The organism is Pseudarthrobacter sp. S9, assembly GCF_050156545.1.
Classification (GTDB): domain Bacteria; phylum Actinomycetota; class Actinomycetes; order Actinomycetales; family Micrococcaceae; genus Arthrobacter.
In genome coordinates this window covers 377,912-397,624 of record NZ_CP189576.1, presented here as the reverse complement: position 1 = coordinate 397,624, position 19,713 = coordinate 377,912, and the positions used below count along the sequence as shown (strand labels likewise).

Sequence of the window (19,713 nt, the reverse complement as noted above, 5' to 3'; positions counted from 1 at the left end):
CCGCGAAGCCGCGGCACGTTATTGGAGGACTTCATGGACGTCACAGCAGACGGCAGAGAAAGCTTTGTTATTGGGGTGGACTACGGCACCCTTTCCGGCCGGGCCGTGATTGTGCGCGTCCGCGACGGCAAGGAACTCGGCAGCGCCGTGTTTGACTACCCGCACGCCGTCATCACTGAGGTCCTGCCGGCCGACATGGCGGGCGACGGCGCGGCCCGGCTCCCCGGCGAATGGGCACTTCAGGTGCCCAACGACTACCGGGACGTCCTCCGGCACGCGGTGCCCGCGGCGATCGCCGAGGCAGGGATCGACCCCTCGGCCGTCGTCGGCATCGCCACTGACTTCACCGCCTGCACCATGGTTCCGGTCAAGGCTGACGGCACCCCGCTGAACGAGCTGCAGGAATTCGCCAACCGGCCGCACGCCTACGTGAAACTCTGGAGGCACCACGCCGCGCAGGCGCAGGCGGACCGGATCAATGTATTGGCCCGTGAACGGGACGAGGCCTGGCTGCTGCGGTACGGCGGGCTGATCTCCTCCGAATGGGAGTTCGCCAAGGGGCTCCAATTGCTTGAGGAGGACCCGGAAGCGTACACGGCCATGGACCACTGGGTCGAAGCCGCGGACTGGATCGTCTGGCAACTCTGCGGAAACTACGTCCGCAACGCCTGCACCGCCGGGTACAAGGGCATCTACCAGGACGGGACGTATCCCTCCGAAGAATTCCTCGCCGCCCTGAACCCGCAGTTCAAGGACTTTGTCAGCACCAAGCTGGACCACACCATCGGACGCCTGGGCGACGCCGCCGGATACCTCACAGCCGAGGCCGCCGCCTGGACCGGGCTGCCCGAGGGCATCGCCGTGGCAGTGGGCAACGTGGACGCCCACGTCACCGCCCCCGCAGCCAAAGCCGTTGAACCCGGACAGCTCGTTGCCATCATGGGCACCTCCACCTGCCACGTCATGAACGGCACCGAACTGCGGGAGGTGCCTGGCATGTGCGGCGTTGTCGACGGCGGAATCGTGGGAGGGCTCTGGGGCTACGAGGCCGGCCAGAGCGGAGTGGGAGACATCTTCGGCTGGTTCACCAAGAACGGGGTCCCGCCCGAATACCACGACGCCGCAGCCCGGCTGGGTCTCGGCATCCACGAGTACCTCACGGAACTGGCCTCCGGCCAGGCCATCGGCGAGCACGGCCTCATCGCACTCGACTGGCACTCCGGCAACCGCTCGGTCCTCGTGGACCATGAGCTGTCCGGCGTTGTGGTGGGCCAGACCCTGGCCACCCGGCCGGAGGACATCTACCGCGCACTCCTCGAAGCCACGGCCTTCGGCACCCGCACCATCGTTGACGCCTTCCGCAACTCAGGCGTCCCAGTGAAGGAATTCATCGTGGCCGGCGGGCTGCTGAAAAACAAACTCCTTATGCAGATCTACGCGGACATCACCGGCTTGCAGCTCTCCACCATCGGCTCCGCCCAAGGGCCTGCGCTGGGCTCGGCCATCCATGCAGCAGTCGCTGCCGGGAGGTACCCCGATGTGCGCGCCGCGTCCGTGGTGATGGGGTCCGAACCCGGCGCCGTCTATACTCCGGTCCCGGACAACGTCGCAGCCTACGAGGAGCTGTTCCGGGAGTACCGGGATCTGCACGACTATTTCGGCAGGGGAATGAACGAGGTCATGCACCGGCTGAAGAAGATCCAGCGAAGGGTGCAGGCCGGTGCGCTGGCACCCGCTAACGATACCTCCGGCAGCGCCACTGTCCTGGCAGGAGCAAAGGCATGAGCGCACTTCTGGACACCATAGCCCGGGTGCGCCGCGAGGTCTGCGAGCTGCATGCCGAACTGACTCGCTATCAGCTCGTGGTCTGGACGGCCGGCAACGTCTCCGCCCGGGTTCCAGGCCACGCCCTCATGGTCATCAAGCCCTCCGGCGTCTCTTACGACGACCTGACCCCGGACCTCATGGTCGTGACCGATCTCTATGGGATCCCGGTCAGCGGGCTCTCCGCCGGCGGCGACCACGACCTCGTCGAGTGGGGCAACCCGGCCCTTCGACCGTCCTCGGACACGGCCGCGCACGCCTACGTCTACCGCCACATGCCGGAGGTCGGGGGAGTGGTCCACACGCACTCCACCTACGCTACGGCGTGGGCCGCGCGCGGTGAGGCCATCCCGTGCGTGCTGACCATGATGGGCGATGAATTCGGCGGAACCATCCCGGTTGGCCCGTTCGCGCTAATCGGCGACGACTCGATCGGCCGCGGCATCGTGGAAACCCTGCAGGCCTCCCAATCGCCCGCGGTCCTGATGCAGAACCACGGCCCGTTTACCATCGGCAAGGATGCCCGCTCAGCCGTGAAGGCGGCGGTCATGTGCGAGGAAGTGGCGCGCACCGTCCATATTTCCCGGCAGCTGGGCGAGCCGCTGCCCATCGATCCCGCCAAGATCGAAGCCCTCTACGCCCGCTACCAGAACGTCTACGGCCGCTAGACCACCGTGCTTTCCACCGAATCTTTTCAGGAGAAACCCATGTCCAACGCCAACAACACCTCCCTCGAACCGTACGAGGTCTGGTTCCTGACGGGCAGTCAGCACCTCTACGGCGAGGACGTCCTCAAGCAGGTGGCCGCGCAGTCGCAGGAGATTGCCCACCAGCTCAACCAGTCCTCCGACGTCCCCGTCAAGATCGTCTGGAAACCGGTGCTGACCGACTCGGACGCCATCCGCCGCACCGCGCTCGAGGCGAACTCCGACGACGCCGTGATCGGCGTGACCGCCTGGATGCACACGTTCTCCCCGGCGAAGATGTGGATCCAGGGCCTGGACCTGCTGCGGAAGCCGCTCCTGCACCTGCACACCCAGGCGAATGTGGAACTGCCGTGGGCCGACATCGATTTCGATTTCATGAATCTGAACCAGGCCGCGCACGGCGACCGCGAGTTCGGCTACATCCAGTCCCGCCTGGGCATTCCCCGAAAGACGGTGGTGGGCCACGTTTCCAATCCGGAGGTTTCCCGGCAGGTGGGCGTATGGCAGCGCGCTTCCGCCGGCTGGGCTGCCGTCCGCACCCTTAAGCTGACCCGTTTCGGCGACAACATGCGCAACGTCGCGGTCACCGAAGGCGACAAGACCGAAGCCGAGCTGCGCTTCGGCGTCTCCGTGAACACCTGGTCCGTGAACGAGCTCGCCGACGCCGTGCACGGCGCGGAAGAGTCCGACGTCGACGCCCTGCTTGCCGAGTACGAGCGCCTCTATGACGTTGTTCCGGAACTCCGCGCCGGCGGGGACCGCCACGACTCCCTGCGCTACAGCGCCCGCATCGAGCTGGGGCTGCGCAGCTTCCTGGAAGCCAACGGCTCGGCCGCCTTCACCACGTCCTTCGAAGACCTCGGTGCCCTGCGTCAGCTCCCGGGCATGGCCGTGCAGCGGTTGATGGCCGACGGCTACGGCTTCGGCGCCGAGGGCGACTGGAAGACCGCGATCCTGGTCCGCGCCGCCAAGGTCATGGGCGCCGGACTGCCGGGCGGCGCCTCGCTCATGGAGGACTACACCTACCACCTGACCCCGGGGGAGGAGAAGATCCTGGGCGCGCACATGCTCGAGGTCTGCCCGTCCCTGACCGCGACAAAGCCGCGCGTCGAGATCCATGCACTGGGCATCGGCGGCAAGGAAGACCCCGTCCGGATGGTCTTCGACACCGACGCCGGACCCGGCGTCGTGGTGGCCCTCTCCGACATGCGCGACCGGTTCCGGCTCGTCGCGAACGCCGTCGACGTCGTCGACCTGGACCAGCCGCTGCCCAACCTGCCCGTCGCCCGCGCCCTCTGGGAGCCGAAGCCCGACTTCGCGACCTCCGCTGCCGCGTGGCTGACCGCCGGCGCGGCCCACCACACCGTCCTCTCCACCCAGGTCGGCATGGACGTCTTCGAGGACTTCGCCGAAATCGCCCAAACAGAGCTGCTCACCATCGACGAAGGCACCACCATCAAGCAGTTCAAGAAGGAACTGGCCTGGAACGCCGCCTACTACAAACTGGCCGGCGGGCTGTGAACGGGGACCTCTTTCGGCTGCGGTATGGGGACTACGCCGCGAGCGTCGTGCAGCGGGGCGGCGCCCTCCGGGAGCTGAGCTTCCAAGGCCGGGACCTGGTGGTGCCGTTCGACGCGGAGAGGCCCATCCCGGACTACCGGGGCATCATCGCGGCGCCCTGGCCAAACCGGATCGCCGACGGAAGCTACCGGCATGATGGCAGCATCCTGCATCTTCCCCTCAACGAAGCGGGGCGGAGGACCGCCCTGCATGGGCTCGTCTTCGACCAGTTGTGGTCTATTGAACAGAGCAGCATCGATGCGCTGAGCCTGTCCTGCGACGTTGCCGAGAGCGCCGGATATCCCTTCCGGCTGAAGCTCCGGGCCGACTACCGGGTGGACTCGGCAGGTCTGCATACCACGGTTTCGGCACGGAACATCGGGGAGGGCACGGCGCCCTACGGCGTGTGCCCGCACCCCTACCTGCTGGCCGGACCGGCGCCCCTGGATGAATGGACACTTCAGATCCCGGCGGAGTCCTTCCTTGAGGTGACACCGGACCGGCTGCTGCCCTTGGCCACCCGGCCCGTGGCCGACCACGAATTCGACTTCCGCACGCCGCGAGCCATCGGTGCCACGGAAATTGACCACGCCTTCACAGCAATCGCCTTCGACGATGACGGCCGGGCGCAGCTGAGCGCCCGGGACCCGGGTGGAACCGGCGTCGGCATGGCCTGGGACAGGATCTGTCCCTGGTTGCAGGTACACACCGCGGACAAGCAGCCGCCCTCTCCCAACCGGCTCGGACTCGCCGTGGAACCCATGACCTGCCCGCCTGATGCGTTCAACAGCGGCCAGGACCTCGTGCGGCTGGAACCGGGCGCGACACACGAAGCGTCCTGGAGCATCTTCGCCGCCTGACGACAGTGAAGTGAATCGGTGCCCGGGCCGCCGATCCCGATTCCTGTCCCCACGGAAACCGACAAAGTCACGACTTCCGGTTCCCGTACGTAAGGCCTTTAGCAACGCCGGCAGCCCTCCTCCTGGGAGGCCTGGCGGCCTCTGTCGGCAGTGTCGGCGGACGGCCGGCTGATACCCAAAGAGTGACTATGGCGAAATGATTCGTAGGAAGCACTTCTGGGGGCAACACCGGCGCCTTGGTTCCGGCGGCGGGTGTCCCGAATTCTGCTTCCGCTAGCCCGGGATTTTCATCGGACCGGCTCTGAAGGCGTGTGTTTAAACAGGGAAAGGGTGCTCTGAGGCGAATTCAAGGGGTCGATGCAACACCCGAGGTCAGCTGGCTATCAGTAAATCACGAAGTGACCCGGCCGGGGTTTTCCAGTCGAGTGTTTTGCGGGGTCGGGCGTTGAGTTCCTGGGCGACGTGTTCCAGGTCCTCGGGCCCGTAGGCGTTCAGGTCGGTGCCTTTGGGGAAGTACTGGCGTAACAGCCCGTTGGTGTTTTCGTTGGATCCGCGCTGCCAGGGGCTGCCCGGGTCGCAGAAGTAGACGTCCATGTCGGTGGCGATGCTGAAGGCCTTGTGTTTGGCCATTTCGACGCCTTGGTCCCAGGTCAGGGATCCTCGCAGGTGCGCCGGCAGGGTTCCCATGGTCTGGATCAGCCCGTCGCGGACCGATTCGGCGGTGTGATCGACCGGCAGGTGCACGAGCATCACGTAGCGGGTGGTGCGTTCGACAAGCGTCGCAATCGCCGACTGGTTGTAGGTTCCGGTTATGTAGGGTCGGGCCGGAGCGCGACACCGGGATTGCTCCCGGCTCGTTTCTCCGACCCGCCCTCCGCACCGGACGTGCGACTCTCATCGCATCCGGCGCTCCACGGATAGCCACTCAGGCCATGCTGGACGCCCATGGCGTTGGGATATTGTGCGCCCGCCACCGATACCTCGTTACTGCTATTGAGGCGGTGTCGAACAACGTAATTCCCTCGGCTTGCGGCTGGTTTCCGGGCCTCCCTGTCAGGAAGCGCCGGTAGAGTTCCTTCCATGTAATGCCGGGGTGCCGCTTGCGAATCCATTGGGTAACCCGGTGCCAAATGAACGCATCGAGATAGCCGAAGGTCGCCTTGGAAACCCCATGGCGGAAATAGTTGCACCAGCCGCGCACCACCGGGTTGAGCTGGCGGAGCAGGACGTCGAGTGAGGGGTGTTCCGCTCGGCGTGTCAGTGCCCGTACCTTTCCGAGAATCGTCAGCAAGGACTTCTTCGACGGGTAGGTGTAGACACTCATCTTCTGGGTTCCTTTCTTCAGTCTCCGCTGGATGCGGAAACCAAGAAAGTCGAAGCCCTCGTCAATATGGCAAACCCGGGATTTGGGCACGGAGACTTTCAATCCCAGCGGGGCGATCACCTCCGCAACCTCGTCCCAGAGTGCCTCCGCATGGTCCTTGGTGCCTGCCACCATGATCACGAAGTCGTCCGCGTAGCGCACGATGCGATAGGTGGCCCCGCCGCGTTTCCGGTGGGCTTCCCTGCGATACGGGGTGCCGTGGGCATCCCATTTGTCGCAGAAATGCTTATCCAAGACCGTCAAGGCGATATTCGCCAGAAGCGGCGAAATAATACCTCCCTGCGGTGTTCCGGTGCCCGAGGCTCTGATCTTCCCCTCGGCGGACATAATGCCCGCCTTGAGGAACTTGCCGATCAGGGCCAGCACGCGTTTGTCGGTGACTCGCTTGCGCACCTCGGCAATGACAGCCGAGTGCTTGAGTTCGTCAAAGCATGCCTCAATGTCCGCTTCGAACACCCAGTGATATCTCCGGGTGCCCATTGCGTGGATTTCGGCGACCGCGTCCTGAGCCCGACGATTGGGACGGAAGCCGTAACTTACCGGCTTGAAGTCCGCCTCAAATATCGGTTCGAGCACCAAGGCCAGGGATGCCTGAACCACCCTGTCCCTCGCGGTGGGAATACCCAGCCGTCGGAGTTTGCTGCTGCCAGGTTTGGGGATCAATCGTTCCCTCACCGGCAACGGGGCGAAGGCGCGGGACTTCAACAGCTCCCTGACCTCGCCCAAAAACTCCACGGTTTCGGCACCGCCACCGATCAGGGCCGGAATGCGCCGGTCAACACCGGCCGTTCTGGCGCCCTTGTTGCTTTTGACCCGGCCCCACGCAACGGTGAGGAAATCCCGGTCATAGACGAGGTTGAACACATCCTCGAAAAGGCGGTCAGGATCGCTGACCGCCCAGTGGTGCAGTTTCGTCTGCATCGCACGTACCCGCACGGTTGCCTCATCGAGGTCAGCCCATCGCGGTTCACCGGTATTCACCAATGTCTCCGTTCCCTGCAGTAGCTACTGCGTCATATCCGCTGGGGCCCTTCGCCATGTACGGGGCTTTCCCCCGCTCGGACTACTACGACCCCTCCGCCCCATCGCACGCCGATCGACGGACAACACGCCCACCCGTGACCGTGACCCTGGATGGGCCCACGGTCACGGGAGACGCACGATGGTTCCCACGTTCACTGTTTACCGATGGGCAGGTTAGGCGCCCAGCTATGCCCCTGCGGTATCGCCACGGCTACGCCGCAGGCCTTCACCATGGCCTCGAATGCCAACGACCTTAACCGACATCCAAGTTCCCACCCCGTAATGAGAGGGTGGTGCGCACCGCAGGCCAGCCCATATCCACCGAATTTGAGCTGGCGGGAGACTTGAGAAGCTTTTAGCACTGGTTTCTCTCGTACACCTTCCTGCCTTGCTTGCCGGACCCGACCCATTCGGTAGTGCTGGTCCGTCCCGGCGTTGTCGGGGCCGCTTTCCGCCCTTCCCGGTGTTTCCTCGGGTCAGACTGCCCCCAGCTTCTTCATGCTGCTGCGACAGCACAAAGGCGAAGGTCTTCCACCTCCGCTCGGTAAAACAGCGCCTCGTGGCGCACCAAATCCCCCTCCTTACGATTTTGTTGTGGGTGACTTCGGAGCTGTCGTAGTGTTTCGATCACCCTCGGGTGGTGGGTATGGCCCAGATCTCCCTGCCGCTTGGACGGCTCACTGGGAATGGCCGCCCGCTGCCCGCCGATGACTCGACCGCTGATTGAGACTTACGACATTGATCGTTGGGTAAGGACGTGCCGGCGTGGTTATCGACAGGGGCCAACCAAATTGGAGCTGATCGAAGGGACCGAAAGACATGCCGGACGTGTGGGCAGGAATCGACTCGGGCAAGAGTGCCCATCATTGCGTTGTGATCGACCAATCCGGGACGGTGCTGCTGTCAAAACGGGTCGAGAACGACGAAACCGCGTTGCTCCAGCTCATCGCCGAAACCGCGGAGAGCGCGGCCGGTGGTGAGATCTGCTGGGCTACTGATCTGAACGCCGGCGGCGCGGCGCTGCTGATCGAGCTGCTGGCAGCACACGCTCAGCACCTGCTCTATATCCCTGGACGGATCGTGCATCACGCCGCAGCGACCTATCGGGGGATGGAAAGACCGACGCGAAAGACGCCAGGATCATCGCTGACCAGGCCCGCATGCGCACCGACCTGCAACCCGTTCGCAGCGCAGACCAGATCAGTGTGGACCTGCGTATGCTCACTGCCCGCCGCACCGATCTGATTTGCGACCGTGTCCGGGCGATCAACCGGCTCCGGGCCACCTTGTTGGAATACTTCCCTGCGCTCGAGCGGGCCTTCGACTACTCCAAGAAGGCTCCTCTGACCCTTCTGAGCGGCTATCAGACCCCCGAGGGCATCCGCCGGATAGGACTGACGCGGCTTACTGGCTGGCTGAGAAAACGCGGCTGCCGGAACAGTGCAAAGATGGCGGAGAAGGCACTTGCGGCTGCAAACGCCCAGCACACCGTCCTGCCTGCCCAATCCATGGGATCGGCCCTGGTCGTCCGGTTGGCCGATCAGATCAGCTCAACCGATGCAGAGATCGCAGACGTCGATGCCCAGATCACGGACCTGTTCAGGCAGCACGACAGCGCCGATGTTCTGCTGAGTATGCCTGGGTTCGGGCCCGTACTCGCGGCTACTTTTCTCGCGAACATCGGCGGTAACCTGGACGGATTCGACTCCGTCGACCGGCTCGCCAGCGTCGCCGGGTTGGCTCCGGTCCCACGCGATTCCGGCCGGATCAGCGGAAACCTGCACCGGCCGCGCCGATTCAACCGCAGACTCCTCCGAACCTGCTACCTCGCCGCCCTCTCCAGCTTGAAAAACAGCCCCGCTTCCAGAACCTACTACGACCGGAAACGCGGCGAGGGAAAGTCCCACAAACAGGCGCTTATCGCACTTGCCCGACGCCGCATCAACGTCATCTGGGCCATGCTCCGCGACCACACCGAATACCGGGAGCCGGCCGCCGCCATTTGCGTCCAGGCTGCTTGACAACAGCATTGAGATTCCTTCTGCTCCTGGGTGGCAGACTGCTTGGCCGCCGGATTTGCGCGGGGCTTGCGGGTGACGGCGCCAGCCTTGTACGCCCAATGGAAGCAGATTTGGACGTTGATGCCCACCGCCTTGGCCGCGACACTCACGCTCCCCAACCGGTCCAGCAAGACAAAGAACCTGTCCTTCTCAGCTTGGGCGTATATTTGGCCCGATCTCCTGCCGGAAGGTCCAGCCCAGGCTCGGCAGGTACTGAGGGTGAATCCTAATTCCCGTGCGGCCAGCGGAACGCTTCCCAGACGCTCCAAGGCCAAGAAGAATTCTGCCCGATCGGACGACGAGTAGCTCCGATAAGTCCGCTTCAGGGTCGGCGAAGCGGACGGTCCAGACTCTTTCCCTACCGGTGATTTCTCCCTTAAGGAAGAACTATTTATTAATGGGATTTCCACAGGTGTTGCAACTCCCGGTTTTCAGGGGGTGTTGCAACGACCGCTAGAACTCGCCTGAACTGGGAAAATAGTGGTTGTCGAGACCGTTATTCCGCCGCGAAGGAGCACCCTTTCGATGCAGCAGTCTACCCGGATTTTCCCCGCTGCCGCGGTTGCTTTCACCGGCCAGTCGCTGGTCTCCCACGCCGGCACGACGGTCCTTACCGGCTTCATCAACGCGCTCGGCTTCCGGTTCCTGAGGGAGGACAGGCTGGGCCAGTTCGCCCCGGCCGGAGCGTCTCACCGTCCGGGGCATCTGGTCGGTTCCCTGGCTCTCATGCTGGCCGCCGGCGGCGAGCATGTCTCGGACCTGGACATGTTCCGCAGCTCAACGGGTATCTTCGGGCCGGTGGCCTCGAACGCGACCATGTCCCGGTTTTTCGACCGGACCGCGCGGAACCCGGAAGGCTTCGCCCACGGATTCGAAACCCACACCCGCGCCCTGCGGTCCAGGGCATGGGAAGCGCCCGGAGAAGGGAACCCTGCGCTGAAGGCCACGGCCGCGGAGCCGCTCATCATCGACCTGGACGCGACCCTGGTGACCTCGCACTCGGACAAGGAAAACGTGGCCGGCACCTATAAGGGCGGCTACGGGTTCGCCCCCTTCATCGCCGCATGCGACCACGGCGGAGGGAACGGAACCGGGGAAATCCTCACCGTGCTCCTGCGTCCGGGCAACGCCGGGGCCAACAACGCCCAGGACCACATCCGCGTCTTCGACACCGCCGTGGACCAACTCCCGGACCGTTTCTTCACCGGCGCGGTAGAGCTGATCGGGGAAAAGATCCTGATCCGCGCCGACAGCGCCGGCGCGTCACGCAGATTCCTCTGGCACCTCCACGCCGCCGGAGCCCAGTTCTCTGTCAGCTATCCGGTCCCGGTCGCCAAAGCCCACATGGTCGACTGGATCAGCGACAAAAAGTACTGGCAGCCGGCCCTGGACCAGGACGGCTGCGAACGCACCGACGCATGGGTCATCAACGCCACCGACATCATTGCGCTGGCAGACTACCCGCCGGGCACAAACCTGTATCTCCGCGCGGAACCGCTGCATCCGGGCGCGCAACCGACGCTGCTGGATCTGGACGGAAACCGGATCACCGCGTTCTGCGACGAACTCACCGCGCTGGCACGGCCCGCACCTGGATGCCCGCCACCGGGCCCGTGGCCGGGGTGAAAACCGGATCAAAACCCTGAAGAACACCGGGCTGGGCAGGTTCCCGTTCTTCTCCTTCGCCGCGAACCAGGCCTGGGCCAACATCGCGGCGCCGGCCTCGAACCTGATCGGCTGGCTCCAGCTCAGCTGTCTTCCCACCGGACACGCGGCCCGGTTCTGGGACGTCAAGCGCTGGCGCTACCGGGTCTTCGCCACCGCCGGGAAACTGATCTCCAGCGGCCGGAAGCATCAACTCCTGCTGCCGGCCCAAGCACCCGAAAAAGACCTCATCACCGTGCTGCTGGAAACGGTTATACGGATTAGCGGCCCCGGCCGGCAACCGGCGCCGGCCTGACCGCATGCAGCGCCCCCCGAAACTGCGACAGAAACCAGCAAGACCAGCCGGACGTGGAACCGGCGCCGAACCCGGTCAACCAGCAGGGACAGGGCCCCGCGCCCAAATCCCTTTCATTCAACCGACCAGGCCGCCCTTCGCCCCACTGCCGGGAACCAGGCCGACGATGAAAATCGAGGCTAGGGCACCGGGCTACTCCAGGCCACGGTCACGTATTCAACTCGTCTGAACAGGTTTCAAGAAGCCTGCCATCTTCCTTTGTACGGGCGCAGTTACATGAAAACCCGCTGCCGCTGCCTTGCTGTTCGCCGGGATATTCGGCGCCCAGCTCACGACCCTCACAGTCGTCGAACATCAGGAAGCTTCTGATGTACTGCCCGCGCTGAATGAGGCTGCCATTAAGCCGTTGCCTGTCTATAGCGAAACGCTGACCGGGGCCAGGATGGAGCCCATCAACTTCATCTACCTTGGCAGTCAGGAGCAGATTGAGGGCCTGTTCAAGCGAGCCGGATGGTACAAAGCTGACCCCTCGACCCTGAGCAACACCCTGCGATCCATCCTGGTGGCAGTACGCAACGAGCAGTACCTCACGGCTCCGGTCACGCCGTCATACCTTGACGCCCGGCCCGAGAACGTGGCGTTCGAAAAACCCACCGACGCCAACACGCTGGTCCAGCGGCACCACACGGATCTGGAGAACCAATTACATCGTCGGGGGTCTGCCCGTTTGGGTCGCCACCGCCCGCTTCGACCGGGGCATCGGGATAGGAACGAAGTCCGGTTTGCCAACCCACCACATAGTTCCCGATGTTGATGCGGAAAGGGCCTACATCCTGCAATCGTTACAGGTGGCCCAACCCCACTTCGTCCGTGTCGTGGACGCCCAGCTGGGACACAACGCAACCGGCGACGGATTCTTTACCGACGGCCAGGCGGCGGTGCTCAATCTTGAAAGCCTGAATCAGTAATTACGCGCACCCACCCGCTGCACGGCAAAAGCAAGGACCGAGCATGAGGGGGTGGATTCTATTGATCGTCGTAACACTGCCTGTTGTGAATGGCCCGCGGGAAGGCTGGCCCGGCATTAGCTGCCGCCAGGCCTTCCCGCTAAGAAACCGTCAAGAAAAGGGGGGACGGAGCCCGGTAGGCGGGGCATGGATGTTTGATGGAGGCATGAAGCGGCCGCGGCGTGCCGGCTTCCCCCAGGGATGGAAGGGTCGGTGGCTGTCGATGAACGGTGAGGTCTTGGCTACGGCCGTGTTTCTCGCTGGCTTGTCTGTGGTGCTGATCTGGCTTGTGGTTTCCTTCATCCGTGCGACCAAGTAGAAGAGGGAACACCGATGATGACGCATACCGGTCCAGCACAGGGACCCCGGCCGGCCGGGACTACGGCCGGACGGGATGACAGCCGGGATGTGAAGTTTGCGGCCCTGGCCGGCACGGTCACCGGGTACGGTGACCGCGGCGTGGACGGGACGGCGTACAGCTCGCGGGACGGCTACCTCTTCGCGGACGGCAACGACGACGCCTGGTGGATTGTTTTCCAGCCCTCGTCCGGGGCCGGCGTTCCGGGTGCCCAGGCGCGCGGGGACGTCCTGGCCTGCAGCGACGCGCACGGCGAGCTGATCCGGGTGCGGGTGCTGGCCGGGGACGTCCTTCGCCGGGATGCGGACGCCGCTTTCCGGGAGCATGCGCCGTTGACCTATGAGGATGCCGTTGCGGTTGCTGCGGACCTCCCGGCACATCGCGGGTAACTCCGTGCACCGACCGGCTCCTTGGCCGGTGGCAGGCGCGGCGGGCGGTGGGGGAATCCGGTTCCCTTGAACCGGTCGCCGGCCGCGGTCAGCCGACGTGGACCCAGGGGCGTCTGGTGACGTCGGGTTCGGCTTCGCGCAGCACTTCGCGGGTGACGGGGGCGATCTCGCCTTCGCCCAGGAACAGGAAGCGCAGCAGATTCACGACCGGGCTGCCTTCGGTCCAGCGGAAGTAGATGTGCGGCATCAGGCCGGTCACGTCGCGGATGTGCAGGAGCACCGAGGCGATGGTGTTGGGGACGACCGGGCCGTGGACCTCCAGGATCCTGTAGCCGTGCCGGATCACGCCGCGCACTTCGAGCTCGGTTTCGAAGTCGGAGGAGTCATCCACGATCACTTCCAGGAACAGGGCCTGGTAGTCCACCGGCAGGTGGCTGACTTCGATTGCCGAGGTGAGCTTCTCCCGGTACGCGTCGGCCGTGAGCCGGAGCGGTTCGTGGGAAATGATTCCGAGGGGCCCGTCGAGCACCTCGGACATGAACTCCAGTGCCTGCCGGTCCAGGTGGACGTGGGTGGCGTGCAGTTCGAAGGAGCGCCGGACCCGGGACAGCAGGGAGATTACGATGATGCCCGCGATGAAGACGGCGGCGATCCGGATCCCTTCGGGGCGTTCGAAGATGTTCGCGATCGTGGTGTAGATGAACACCACGGCGATGATCCCGAAGCCGACGGTGCGTTTGCGCTGCTTCGATCGCCGGGCGGAGAGCGTGACCGCCACGGCGGCGGAGGTCATCAGGACCAGCACTCCGGTCGCGTACGCGCCGCCCTGGGCGTCGACGTCGGCGTTGAAGAGGAAGGTGATCAGGAATCCGATGAGGGTGAACACCAGCACCAGGGGCCGGACGGCCTTGGCCCATCCGGGGGCCATGCCGTAGCGGGGCAGGTAGCGGGGGACCAGGTTGAGCAGCCCGGCCATGGCGGAGGCGCCGGCGAACCAGAGGATGGCGATGGTGCTGATGTCGTAGACGGTGCCGAAGCCGACGCCGAGGTATTCGTGGGCCAGGAAGGCCAGGGCGCGGCCGTTGGCCTGGCCGCCGGGCTGGAATTCCTGCTCCGGGATCAGCACGACGGTGATGAAGCTGGTGGTGATCAGGAAAGCACTCATGATCACGGCGGCGGTGGTCAGCAGCCTCCGGGCGCCCTTGATGCGGCCGGCGGGGTTGTCCTCGGTGTCGGTGGCGTGGCCCTGGATCTGGGGCATCACGGCGACCCCGGTCTCGAAGCCGGACAGGCCCAGCGCCAGTTTGGGAAAGACGAGCAGCGCGATGCCGATCACCATGAACGGGTCACCGTGCGAGGTGGACAGTGCCTTCCACCATTCACCGACGGCAAGGGGCTGGGTGAAGACCTCGAACAGGGTCACGGCAACCACCACGACGTTCAGGCCTAGGTACAGGGCGACGAGGGTGACGGCAACGCCGATGGCCTCCTTGAAGCCGCGCAGGAACACCGCGGCCAAAAGGGCCAGCAGGAACAAGGTGACGAGGACGTTCTGTCCCTGCAGCCAGCCGGGCGTCATCGGGTTCTGGATGGCGTGCGCGGTGGCGTCCGCGGCGGACAGCGTCATGGTGATCATGAAGTCCGTCGCGGCGAAGCCCAGCAGCACCAGGACGAAGAGTTTCCCGCCCCAGCGCGGCATCAGGCGCTCCAGCATGGCGATGGACCCCTCGCCGCGGTGGCTCTCGCCTGCCACCCTGCGGTACACGGGCAGTGCGCCGAGCAGCGTGACCACCACGAGGACGAGGGTCGCCAGCGGGGAGATCACCCCGGCGGCCAGGGCCGCGATGGCCGGCTGGTAGCCGAGGGTGGAGAAGTAGTCCACGCCGGTCAGGCACATCACCTGCCACCAGGAGTGCTTCTTCAGATGGGAGTCGCTCACCGCGCCGGGGCCCTGGTGGGTGCCTTTGCTGTCCTGCAGCCCGAAGAGCAGCCAGCTCTTCAGTGCTGCCTTGGCCCCGGGCCTGGGTGCCGACGGGTCCGCCGGCGGCCTGCTTAACGTAGTCAACTCTGCCTTTCCGCGCGGCGCAGCGCACCACGATCAACGCCGAACATATCACCGGCCATGAAGCTCCTGGCCCCGTCGACGTCGATCTTGACGGATCCTTAACGCGGCACGTCCCGCCGCGGTCCCGGCCGGAGTTCCGCCGGATGAGCCGGCTGGATGCGGGCTCCGTTGCCGGGCTGTCACCATCCACGACGCAATGTGCGCTGGGCCGTGGAAGTCCTCCGCCACACCGATCAGCAGCATCCTTACCGACGGACTGAGTGCCGTGCATAAGGAGCGCCCGGTCCCGGCGGAGCGGCGCCGGCCACGTTCTCGTGGAAAGTAGCGCGTGCCGATCCGTGAATGTCCTCGACGATGTGGCGCGTGACGCGGAACAAGGCAGTAAGCACGTCATGCGCTTTCGTCGGGTTGCCGACCGTGGCTGCTACCTGCCGATCCCGGGCCCGTCGGCTTGTTCCTGTCCGGCCCTGGACTGAATAAACTGCCGGTCCTCGTCGGAGAGTTCCAGCTGCCCGTGCTGGTCCTCGCCAAGGTCCTCGTGAATAGCCGTACTGATGGCGTGGACCACGATCCGGGGCAGAGTAACGCACCCGGGGTTCTTCACCAGCCACTGCCTGGTGGCGGAATCGAGCTGATCCCACCACTCCTCCATTGGACCCATGGTCCGTTCCGTCCTGTCCTTGGTTGAGCCTCAGACGTACCAGTGCCAGCCAGGACGTGTCCATGCCGGCCGGACTGTGTGCCCGCCGAACCCGCCGCATTTGCCGCAGGTATAGCTGACGGTGGCCGCAGCGCCCGCCGGCCGGGCAACACCCGGGGCGGAAGCGGGATGCCCGAAGAGTTTTCGGGTGAGTCACTGTTCACCGACGCCCTGCTCGGACAGATCACCGGACGCCCGGACTGGGCACGCGTGGACCGCGGACAGGAACTCGCCTTCGAACTGATGAAGACCACCCCGGAGGGCCAGAGAGCCCCGATGCTGTGCCTGATCGGCTGGCTGGAATGGCTCAAAGGCAAGTCCAGCTTCGCCGCCCGGTACTTCAAGTTCGCCATGAACGACGTCCCGGACTTCCGGCTCGCGTTCCTGCTGACCGAACTCGTCAGCCGCGGACTGATCGCCCCGGTGAACCTGAACCGGGACACCGCCTACCGGCCCCCGACGCTCCGGCCCGGACCCCCATGCGGGGGTCCGGGCCCGAGTGGCGTTGCCACCTGGCAGGCAATGTGCAGGATCCGCCACTAGGGCGAAAGGACACACGACGCCCCCAGCCAGCGCAGGAGACCCAGGCACGGCCGAGAAATTCATCATGACCGACGCCGACACGGCCCCCGAGGGCGGCAGCCACGCCGAGGACATCCTGGAACTGCGCCTGCTCACCGCGGGAGAGACGACCGTCCCCGCGGATCTCTCCTGGGGAGACCTGCCCCAGGGCCTGTAACACCCAGGGCCTGTAACGACCGCGGCGCCGCCGCCCCACAGATTTCCCTTGCAGAGGAAACACGGAAGAGACCGACGAACCGCCGGTCTCTTCCGTGTTTAGGCCTCGCAAGCCAGAACCGCCCAGGAGTCAGATACAGCAGCCCCGCCGCACTGCTACCGCCGGAAGGCCCTGAGCCACTGAGACCAGAACACGGCAGCCAGGGCCGCGTCCCGGCACCGGGCCCGGATCAGCATCGCTCATGCCCCACTCTAACCACACCCCGGCGGGCCCGGACTGGCAGTGCCGGACGGTGGGCAGCAGATGGCACCTTGGACGACCTTCTATCAAGCCATCGGACAGGCCGATGCCGTCCCCTCCAAACGGACAAGTCATCAAAAGGACACCCGGGAGGGGCCAGAGTCAACGAGAGCCACATTCAGTGGGGATCGCATCCATCCTGCCAGCAGGCACCAGGCCAGCCACCAACCATTAGAGAGTCATCGCGCACCCTGTTGCGCCGCCACCCGACACGGTATGTTGCTCGAATGGACGATACGTACCAGGTCATCGTGGTCGGCGGTGGGTTCGCCGGCATGACCGCCGCCAAGGAACTCGGCCTCAAGGGCATTCGCGTACTGCTCATCGACGCGAACAACTACCACCAGTTCCAGCCCCTCCTGTACCAGGTGGCGACGGCGCAGATCGGGGTATCGGCCATTGCACGGCCGCTGCGATCCGTGTTCCGCCGCATCAGGGGCGTGCGTGTCCTCACCGCGGAGGTGACGGCGATCGACTCCGCGACCCGCACCGTCACCACGGCCGACGGCAGCACCTACCGGGCCCGGATCCTGGTCATTGCCGCCGGCGCCGTCCCGAACTTCTTCAACACGCCCGGCGCGGACGAGTACGCCTACCCGCTCTACTCCGTCACCGACGCCACCCGCCTGGGCACTGGACTGACCCACTTGCTGGACGAGGCGGACCGCGAGCCGGCCGGCAGCGTGGACGTCGTCGTCATCGGCGCCGGCCCGACCGGAGTCGAGACGGCCGGTGCCCTCGCCGAGAACGTCAAGTACGTGGTGCCCAAGTATTTTTCCCCGGTGCTCGCGGCCAGGTGCCGCGTCCACCTGGTGGATATGGTCCCGAACGTGCTCAACGCGTTCTCGCCCAAGTCGCAGGAATACACCAGGAACCGGCTCGGGAAGCTCGGGGTGCAGCTTCATCTGGGCGTCGGCGTGACCGGTGTCCGCGCCGACGGCGTGACGCTGGCGGACGGGACCGTCATTCCCGGCCGGATCGTGGTGTGGGCCGGCGGCCTGAAAGCCGGAAAGGTCATCGCCGAGTCCGGCCTGACCCAGGGGCGGGGCGGGCGCATCGACGTGCGGCCGGACCTGACCGCACCGGATGCCGAGGGCGTCTACGTCCTCGGCGATGCGGCCAACATGACCGATTCGACCGGCGCCAAACTGCCTCAGCTCGGCTCGGTCGCCCAGCAGTCCGGCAAATGGGCCGCCCGCAACATCTACGCCGACCTCACCGGCGGCACCCGCCAGCCGTTCGGATACTGGGACAAGGGCTACATGGCGATGGTAGGCCGCGGCGCCGCGGTCGCCGAAATCGGCCGCAGACGCGTCCAGCTGCAGGGCCCGTTGGCCTTCGTCTCCTGGCTGGGCGTGCACCTGGCACTGCTTCCCGGATTCCAGCAGAAGGTCCGCGCCCTCTTCTCCTGGGCCATCGGCTATGTCACGCACAGCCCGGCGCAGGTGGTGGTCGGCAGGCCCGAGTAACCCCTGCCGGCCCGCGAGCGAATTGCTCAGCCGTCCCGCTCCAGCCGGGATTTCAGCCGGGTCAGTTCCCGCTCGGTCCCGGCCCCTGCCACCAGGGCATCGGATGCCTCCCGCACCTCGTCCTGCCCGGGATCCGCTGCTGCCAGCTCCGCCCGGCCGCCTTCGCCCGCATCCGCCGGGCCTGAAGTGCAGCCTGCCGGGCGGCGTGGTCGGCAGCCCCGTCCGCGGCGGAGCCGTGCAGCGATTCGCGCAGATTCAGCTCCGCCCGGGCTGCCCCTTGTTCGGCGCCCAGCGTCCGGTATTGATCCCGGGCGTCCTCCAGCTGCGCCTCGAGCCGGTAGAGGCTGTCGTTCAGGGCCTGCTCCTGTGCCGCCAGCGCGTCATGCTGGGCCCTGAGCGTGTCCAGTCGCCGGGCGGCGTCGATCCGGCGCGCGAGGATGTGGCGGGCTTGCTCATCGAAGCCGGCGGCGACGGCGGCCCGCGCCGCCCGGTCCAGTTCGGCCAGCTCGGCGGCCAGCGGCACGGCCTGCAGTTCGGTACGACGGCGATGCGCCGCGACGTCGGCGACGCTCCGCCACGCCATGTGCGTGCAGCGGGCCCTGGCCCGGGACACCACGGTCTACCTCTACGACCGGCCCGGTCTCGGGTGGAGCCCGGCCCGACCCCGGCTGGAGACCGTGACCGGAATGGCTGAGGACCTGGACCGGGTCCTGCGGGCCGGCGCGTGCCCCCGCCCTACATTGTTGCCGGGCACTTGCTCGGCGGCATGGTGGCCCGCGTCTACGCCGCACGACACCCGGACCGGATGGCCGGGCTGGTCCTGGTCGACACCCTCAGGCTGCGCCGCTTGGCCTCGTCCGCCTCGGGGCGGACCTCGGAATCGCCCGGAAACCCCGCGCCGAGGCACAGCAGAGGTACCCCGGCGCCCCGATCGAGCTCGGGCTGGCACTGCAACTGCGGACGCGGCACCGCTGCTCGCTCATCGGGGAGGTGCACGCCCTGCTGACCGCCGGGCCTGTCGTACGGGAACACGCCCCCGGCCTCGGCGATCTCCCGCGCACCGTGATCACCCGCGCGGCATACCAGCCCGATCCGGCAGCCTCCGGCCGGACCGGGGCCGGGACCGCCGCCGCGCTCAAGCTGTGGGCCGACCGCCAGGCCGACCTCGCCGGTCTGTCGACCCGTGGCACCCTCGTCATCGCCGAACACGCCGGCCACCACGTGCACAGCGACGAACCCGAACAGATCATCCGGGCAGTCCGGCAGATCATCGCGGGCTGAAGCCCAGACGTAATCGTTGCAGCCCTC

The 19,713-nt window shown here is 65.9% G+C and carries 16 protein-coding genes and 3 pseudogenes; 14 read left to right on the top strand and 5 right to left on the bottom strand.

From position 1 onward, the window contains the following. The first annotated feature begins 33 nt into the window (after positions 1-33). Genes araB through ACQCSY_RS01875 form a run of 4 tightly spaced genes read left to right on the top strand, consistent with a single transcriptional unit; the run spans position 34 to position 4,951 of the window. Positions 34-1,785 carry a ribulokinase gene (araB, locus tag ACQCSY_RS01890; RefSeq protein WP_427132701.1) on the top strand — a complete coding sequence of 584 codons (1,752 nt, stop codon included), beginning with the start codon at positions 34-36 and terminating at the stop codon, positions 1,783-1,785. Continuing rightward, positions 1,782-2,492 (top strand): L-ribulose-5-phosphate 4-epimerase, encoded by a 711-nt coding sequence (locus ACQCSY_RS01885; protein WP_427132699.1) that lies wholly within the window; start codon positions 1,782-1,784, stop codon positions 2,490-2,492. Before araB ends, ACQCSY_RS01885 begins: the two co-directional genes overlap by 4 nt. Positions 2,493-2,531: 39 nt before the next feature. After that, positions 2,532-4,052, top strand: coding sequence for an L-arabinose isomerase (araA, locus tag ACQCSY_RS01880; protein WP_427132697.1), 1,521 nt, complete (start codon positions 2,532-2,534; stop codon positions 4,050-4,052). Next, the gene (locus ACQCSY_RS01875; protein WP_427132695.1) at positions 4,049-4,951 is read left to right on the top strand and encodes an aldose 1-epimerase family protein; all 903 of its coding nucleotides are present in this window, start codon (positions 4,049-4,051) and stop codon (positions 4,949-4,951) included. The genes araA and ACQCSY_RS01875 overlap by 4 nt, the downstream gene beginning before the upstream one ends. 372 nt (positions 4,952-5,323) lie before the next feature. Here the strand turns inward: ACQCSY_RS01875 and ACQCSY_RS01870 are convergent. Both ACQCSY_RS01870 and ltrA read right to left on the bottom strand, forming a co-directional pair. Further along, positions 5,324-5,749, bottom strand: a pseudogene (locus ACQCSY_RS01870) (IS30 family transposase); the annotation flags it as partial. 127 nt (positions 5,750-5,876) lie between these two features. After that, positions 5,877-7,316, bottom strand: coding sequence for a group II intron reverse transcriptase/maturase (ltrA, locus tag ACQCSY_RS01865; RefSeq protein WP_427128827.1), 1,440 nt, complete (start codon positions 7,314-7,316; stop codon positions 5,877-5,879). Between the two features lie 861 nt (positions 7,317-8,177). Between ltrA and ACQCSY_RS01860 the strand changes: the two are divergent. From ACQCSY_RS01860 to ACQCSY_RS01840, 5 genes and pseudogenes are all read left to right on the top strand, one after another. Beyond that, positions 8,178-9,379: pseudogene (locus ACQCSY_RS01860) on the top strand (IS110 family transposase). Between the two features lie 564 nt (positions 9,380-9,943). Further along, positions 9,944-11,378, top strand: a pseudogene (locus tag ACQCSY_RS01855) (IS1380 family transposase). A 298-nt stretch (positions 11,379-11,676) separates the two neighbouring features. Then, entirely contained in the window at positions 11,677-12,192 is a 516-nt protein-coding gene (locus ACQCSY_RS01850; RefSeq protein WP_427132694.1) for an LssY C-terminal domain-containing protein, read from the top strand. Then, positions 12,086-12,346 (top strand): LssY C-terminal domain-containing protein, encoded by a 261-nt coding sequence (locus ACQCSY_RS01845; protein ID WP_427135609.1) that lies wholly within the window; start codon positions 12,086-12,088, stop codon positions 12,344-12,346. Before ACQCSY_RS01850 ends, ACQCSY_RS01845 begins: the two co-directional genes overlap by 107 nt. Positions 12,347-12,793: 447 nt before the next feature. Next, complete coding sequence (locus tag ACQCSY_RS01840) at positions 12,794-13,132, top strand: hypothetical protein (protein WP_427132692.1); 339 nt, start codon at positions 12,794-12,796, stop codon at positions 13,130-13,132. A gap of 88 nt (positions 13,133-13,220) precedes the next feature. On the opposite strand, the gene ACQCSY_RS01835 is transcribed toward ACQCSY_RS01840, so the two are convergent. Both ACQCSY_RS01835 and ACQCSY_RS01830 read right to left on the bottom strand, forming a co-directional pair. Next, positions 13,221-15,197: an amino acid transporter gene (locus ACQCSY_RS01835; RefSeq protein ID WP_427132690.1), complete on the bottom strand. Its 1,977-nt coding sequence runs from the start codon at positions 15,195-15,197 to the stop codon at positions 13,221-13,223. A gap of 424 nt (positions 15,198-15,621) precedes the next feature. Beyond that, positions 15,622-15,858, bottom strand: coding sequence for a hypothetical protein (locus tag ACQCSY_RS01830; protein ID WP_427132688.1), 237 nt, complete (start codon positions 15,856-15,858; stop codon positions 15,622-15,624). Between the two features lie 168 nt (positions 15,859-16,026). Here ACQCSY_RS01830 and ACQCSY_RS01825 point away from each other — a divergent pair, with 168 nt between their 5' ends. The 3 genes from ACQCSY_RS01825 (at position 16,027) to ACQCSY_RS01815 (ending at position 18,405) form a co-directional block, all read left to right on the top strand. Next, a complete protein-coding gene (locus ACQCSY_RS01825) occupies positions 16,027-16,440 on the top strand; it encodes a DUF4192 family protein (RefSeq protein ID WP_427132686.1) in 414 nt (137 codons plus the stop codon). 64 nt (positions 16,441-16,504) lie between these two features. Then, complete coding sequence (locus tag ACQCSY_RS01820; protein ID WP_427132685.1) at positions 16,505-16,636, top strand: hypothetical protein; 132 nt, start codon at positions 16,505-16,507, stop codon at positions 16,634-16,636. Positions 16,637-17,163: 527 nt separating this feature from the next. Then, positions 17,164-18,405 carry an NAD(P)/FAD-dependent oxidoreductase gene (locus ACQCSY_RS01815; RefSeq protein WP_427131247.1) on the top strand — a complete coding sequence of 414 codons (1,242 nt, stop codon included), beginning with the start codon at positions 17,164-17,166 and terminating at the stop codon, positions 18,403-18,405. Positions 18,406-18,466: 61 nt separating this feature from the next. Here the strand turns inward: ACQCSY_RS01815 and ACQCSY_RS01810 are convergent, their stop codons facing one another. Next, the gene (locus ACQCSY_RS01810) at positions 18,467-19,018 is read right to left on the bottom strand and encodes a PspA/IM30 family protein (RefSeq protein WP_427132683.1); all 552 of its coding nucleotides are present in this window, start codon (positions 19,016-19,018) and stop codon (positions 18,467-18,469) included. A gap of 111 nt (positions 19,019-19,129) precedes the next feature. On the opposite strand from ACQCSY_RS01810, the gene ACQCSY_RS01805 reads away from it, so the two are divergent. After that, positions 19,130-19,411: an alpha/beta fold hydrolase gene (locus ACQCSY_RS01805; RefSeq protein WP_427132681.1), complete on the top strand. Its 282-nt coding sequence runs from the start codon at positions 19,130-19,132 to the stop codon at positions 19,409-19,411. Then, positions 19,396-19,686 carry a hypothetical protein gene (locus ACQCSY_RS01800; protein ID WP_427132679.1) on the top strand — a complete coding sequence of 97 codons (291 nt, stop codon included), beginning with the start codon at positions 19,396-19,398 and terminating at the stop codon, positions 19,684-19,686. Before ACQCSY_RS01805 ends, ACQCSY_RS01800 begins: the two co-directional genes overlap by 16 nt. Positions 19,687-19,713 lie beyond the last annotated feature (27 nt).